A 4,599-nucleotide genomic window follows, 5' to 3' on the forward strand; every position below is an offset into this window, starting at 1 on the left:
ACGCACAGGACTGGATGACCGACGATCAGCTCAACGCGCTGTGGGCGGAAATCACCCGCACGGCTTCGGCCGGCGCCCGCGTCATCTTCCGCACCGCCGCCGAGCCCAGCCTGCTGCCGGGTCGCGTCTCCAGTTCGCTGCTCGACCAATGGGACTATCAGGACCAGGCTTCGCGGGAATTTTCGGCCCGCGACCGCTCGGCCATCTATGGCGGCTTCCATCTCTACGTAAAGCGCGCGGCATGAGCAGCAGCGAGCTGCCGGCCAGCCCCGAATTCAAGGCCAATCATGCCGAACTGATGGACGGCGTCTACCGCTGGCAGCGCCACATCTACGACCTGACCCGCAAATACTACCTGCTCGGCCGCGACCCAATGATCTCGGGGCTCGACGTGCCTGCCGGTGGCACCGTGCTGGAACTCGGCTGCGGCACCGGCCGCAACGTCATCCTCGCCGCCCGTCACTATCCCGACGCGCGCTTTTTCGGCCTCGATATTTCGGCCGAAATGCTGGAGACGGCCGGAAAGGCGATCGACCGCGAGGGCCTGTCCGGTCGCGTCATATTGGCTAGGGGCGATGCCACCGATTTCGATGCCCGGGCACTCTTCGATGTCGAACGCTTCGACCGTGTCTTCGTGTCCTATTCGCTGTCGATGATCCCCGGCTGGGAAAAAACAGTATCGGCGGCACTTGCCGCCCTGTCGCCGAACGGTTCGCTGCACATCGTCGATTTCGGCCAGCAGGAAGGGCTGCCCGGCTGGTTCCGTGCGCTGCTGCGCGGCTGGCTGAAAAAATTCCACGTCGCGCCGCGTGAATCGTTGCGCGAAGTGCTGGAATCGGAATCTCGGCGAACCGGCGCAAGCTTCCGTTTCGGCACGCTTTATCGCGGCTATGCCTGGCTGGCGGTTATCGGGCCGCGCGGCTAGCCAAGGTGAAACCGCCATTTGCAGGCCGACCTCACCTGAATGTCAATGCACCTTAATGCAGCGCCTTCATCAGCGCCCCCACCATCGTCTGCGGCCGATAGCCAAGCTTGGCAGGCGTCAGCCCCAGCCGCACCACCACCAACTGCTCCGAGGGAATGATGGCAACCGTCTGCCCGTCATGGCCTTCCATCCAGTACGTGTCCTTGGGCAGGCCTGCCGCGACGCCGGCGCCGGGGTTTTCCTCATCGCCCGGGGCCTCGATCCACAATTGGCCCTTGCCGTAGACCTTCGAGGCGGATGCCGGCTCGCGCATCCAGTCGACGAAACCGGCCGGCAGGATCTGGTTGCCGTTCCACACCCCGCCTTGCAGCAGGAACTGGCCGAAGCGCGCCCAGTCATGCGCGGTCGCGTAGAGATAGGACGAGCCGACGAAGGTGCCCTGCTCGTCCGTTTCAAGCACCGCGCTGTGCATGCCGAGCGGCTCGAATAGCGCCGTGCGCGGCCACGTCAGCGCCCTGGCCTTGTCGCCGACCGCGTCCTGCCAGAGGCGCGACAGCATCACCGCCGTGCCGCTCGAATAGGAAAACTGTTTGCCGACCTCTGCAGCCAGCGGCTTGGATTCGGCAAAGCCCGCCATGTCAGGTTCGAGATAGAGCATGCGCGTGACGTCGGCGACGTCGCCATAATCCTCGTTGAACTCCAGCCCGCTTGACATCGCCATCATGTCGGCAAGGCTGATCGCGGCGCGGCCGTCCGCCTTCCACGGCGCGAACAGGTTTTTGTTGTCGAAAGCCATCTTGCCGTCCTTGACCAACGTACCGACGATGGCGGCATTCACTGTTTTGGTCATCGACCAGCCGAGCAGCGGCGTCCTGGCGGAAAAGCCATCGCCGTAGCGCTCGGCGACGACACGGCCATTCTTGACCACCACCACCGCGCGCATGCCGGTGCCGATCAGCGCCGCATCATCCAGCAGCTTGGCAACAACCGGATCCTGTGATGCCTCGACCCGTTCGCCTTCCGGCCACAGGTCGCCCATGGTGACTGCGGACGGCTCCGCTTGGATCGCGGTCCGCCGCACCTTTCCTACGTCGCCGTCCGGAACCGAAGCGCAGCCAAGCCCGTCGCGGGCTACGGCGACGCTCTTGCCGAGGAAACCGAACAGGCCGGCAGACACCGTTCCCCTGTTCTTGTCCACCGAAACCCGCATTAACCGCAGCAGGGGATGCCCGGGTGCCTGCACGTCGACGGCCAGCACCTCATTGGGATCGCGGCCGGCGATAAAAACGTTCGAACAGACGATCTTGGCCGAGTAGCCCGAGCCGACCCTGATCAACTCCGGTGGCGCGATATAAAGCCAGGCAAAAAGTGCTGCGACCGCCAGGACGATCAGGCCAAGCAGCCATTTGACGATCTTGACCACGATCCGCATTTATTTCCTCCGGGCCCTGCGCGACCCTTATGTCATCGATTTGCCGCCATTGCTTCCGCAAATCACAATGCTTGTCGAGCGCCATCAACGGATTATCAACCATGATCGGCGATCACAGGATATGCTGAGCGATGCTGTGGGGCGATCGTTCGGAGGGGGCCCGATCACAAAGCAGGCCATCAGTGTAGAGACCCATCAGCGACCGGCTGAATCCGGCTCGGGAATTGCGATGCGCCGTCTTGCGGGCCTGATCATGCTAGCGCTGCTTGGTGCTTGCTCGACCGTCGACGATCTCTCGCCGCTGTCGCCATCCGCTTCGAGCAGCCCGACGGTTGCCGTGCGCGCGCCGCGCTTTGCCGACTCCAAGCCGCATGAATGGGAGAGCGGCGCGCCGTGGAACTATGCCGTCCACGGCACCGATGTTTCCAAATACCAGACCTCGGTCGACTGGCCGGCTGCCAGGGCCAGCGGCATCTCCTTCGCCTTCATCAAGGCGACCGAGGGCGGCGACCGTTTCGACGAGTATTTCAGCGAGCATTGGGCGCGCACGAAGGCCAACGGGATTCCGCGAGCCGCCTATCATTTCTATTATTTCTGCACCCCGGCTGCCGTTCAGGCGCGCTGGTTCATCCGCAACGTCCCCGTCGATCGCTCGGCGATGCCGCCGGTCCTCGATATGGAATGGAACCCGCAATCGCCGACCTGCAGGCTGCGTCCCGACGCCGCCACGGTGCGCGCGGAGATGACCACCTTCCTCGAAATCGTCGAACGCCATTACGGCAAGAAGCCGATCATCTACACTTCCGTCGACTTCTTCGACGACAACGGGCTGTCAGGGTTCCGCGGCTATCCCTACTGGCTGCGTTCCGTCGCCGGCCATCCGCGTGAGAAATACGGCAGCCACCCCTTCACCTTCTGGCAGTACACCGGAACCGGCATCGTTCCCGGCATGACCGGCAAGTCCGACATCAACGTCTTCAACGGCAGCGAAGCCGCCTGGAACAAATGGCTGCGGCAGAACACCCGTTGACGTCAGGTTCAACGGCAGCACCGCCCTGGATCAAATCACTCCAGCAGAGCTTCCGTTGAACCGGTGCAACGGCAGCACTGCCCTGCATCAAATCACTCCAGCAGAGAAGCTGCCGCAGAACACCGTTGACACCGGGCCTGCCGCCTGCTTTTCGACACAGCCAGCGGGAAAGAGTGCAACCGCCGGTAATTCAGGGCGTTGGGCTTCCCGGGGGGGAGCACAACAAATGACCCCCTGTTCGTTTCGAAAGGAAGCTGATGCGACTGCGTTCCAAAGTCCTCGCGGCTGCGCTGACCCTGTGCGCCACGGCCTTGCCGGCGATGGCGCAGGAATGCGGCGGCGACTTCGAATCCTGGAAGCAGGGCGTCGCCGCGGAAGCCAAGGCGGCCGGCGTAGGTGCAGTGGGTCTCGACGCCCTTGAAGCGGCAACCTTAGATGACAAGGTGTTGGCGCGCGACCGCGCCCAGGGCGTCTTCACCCAAACCTTTGTCGAGTTTTCCAACCGGATGATCTCGGCCTATCGCCTGAAGCAAGGTGCGGCGAACATGAAGAAATACGCGGATGTCTTCGCCCGCGCCGACCAGCAGTTCGGCGTCCAGGCGCCGATCATCGCCGCCTTCTGGGCGCTGGAGACCGATTTCGGCGCCGTGCAGGGCGACTTCCACACGCTGAGCGCCCTGGTGACGCTTTCCCATGATTGCCGCCGGCCGCAGCTCTTCCGGCAACAGCTGGTGCCGCTTCTGGAACTGATCGATCGCGGCGTGCTGCCGGCCGATGTCAGGGGCGCCTGGGCCGGCGAGATCGGCCAGACGCAGATCCTGCCCTCCGACTATCTGGCACGCGGCGTCGACGGCGACGGCGACGGCAAGATCGACCTGCGCGGCAGCGTGCCTGATGTGATCATGACCACTGCCAACAAGGTGCTGTCGCGCGGCTGGAAACGCGACCAGCCCTGGATCCAGGAAGTCCGCGTGCCCGAAGACATGCCGTGGGATCAGACCGGTCGCACCAACAAGCTGCCGCTGTCGCAGTGGGCGCAATGGGGCGTCACCTACCCCAGCGGCGCGCCGCTGGTCGATAACGGCCTGAAAGCAGGCCTCGCGCTGCCGATGGGCCGCAAGGGGCCAGCCTTCCTCACCTACGACAATTTCGACGTTTATCTCGAATGGAATCAGTCCTTCACCTATGCGCTGACGGCAGCCAACCTTGCCG

The 4,599-nt window shown here is 63.8% G+C and carries 5 protein-coding genes; 4 read left to right on the forward strand and 1 reads right to left on the reverse strand.

The genetic code is table 11. The features are described 5' to 3' along the window. Together EN969_RS18095 and EN969_RS18100 are read left to right on the forward strand one after the other, a co-directional pair. On the forward strand, positions 1 to 245 hold a 245-nt coding region (locus EN969_RS18095), incomplete at its 5' end, for a DUF3419 family protein (protein ID WP_127419287.1). Beyond that, entirely contained in the window at positions 242 to 925 is a 684-nt protein-coding gene (locus EN969_RS18100) for a class I SAM-dependent methyltransferase (protein WP_063168487.1), read from the forward strand. The genes EN969_RS18095 and EN969_RS18100, both read left to right, overlap by 4 nt. A 52-nt stretch (positions 926 to 977) precedes the next feature. Here the strand turns inward: EN969_RS18100 and EN969_RS18105 are convergent, their stop codons facing one another. After that, positions 978 to 2,357 (reverse strand): serine hydrolase, encoded by a 1,380-nt coding sequence (locus tag EN969_RS18105; RefSeq protein ID WP_063168488.1) that lies wholly within the window; start codon positions 2,355 to 2,357, stop codon positions 978 to 980. A 229-nt stretch (positions 2,358 to 2,586) separates the two neighbouring features. Between EN969_RS18105 and EN969_RS18110 the strand changes: the two genes are divergently transcribed. Both EN969_RS18110 and EN969_RS18115 read left to right on the forward strand, forming a co-directional pair. Then, a complete protein-coding gene (locus tag EN969_RS18110; protein WP_013530938.1) occupies positions 2,587 to 3,387 on the forward strand; it encodes a GH25 family lysozyme in 801 nt (266 codons plus the stop codon). A gap of 257 nt (positions 3,388 to 3,644) precedes the next feature. After that, positions 3,645 to 4,599, forward strand: a 955-nt coding sequence (locus EN969_RS18115) for a lytic murein transglycosylase (RefSeq protein ID WP_164758326.1), incomplete at its 3' end; no start/stop codon positions are given.

Origin of the sequence: Mesorhizobium sp. M7A.F.Ca.CA.003.01.2.1 (assembly GCF_003998945.1) — a bacterium.
Lineage (GTDB): Bacteria > Pseudomonadota > Alphaproteobacteria > Rhizobiales > Rhizobiaceae > Mesorhizobium > Mesorhizobium ciceri.

What these genes read in the sequence shown, in the direction of transcription:
- EN969_RS18100 (WP_063168487.1), top strand. Translation starts at nt 242, where the DNA reads ATGAGCAGCAGCGAGCTGCCGGCCAGCCCCGAATTCAAGGCCAATCAT.
- EN969_RS18105 (WP_063168488.1), bottom strand. Translation starts at nt 2,357, where the DNA reads ATGCGGATCGTGGTCAAGATCGTCAAATGGCTGCTTGGCCTGATCGTC.
- EN969_RS18110 (WP_013530938.1), top strand. Translation starts at nt 2,587, where the DNA reads ATGCGCCGTCTTGCGGGCCTGATCATGCTAGCGCTGCTTGGTGCTTGC.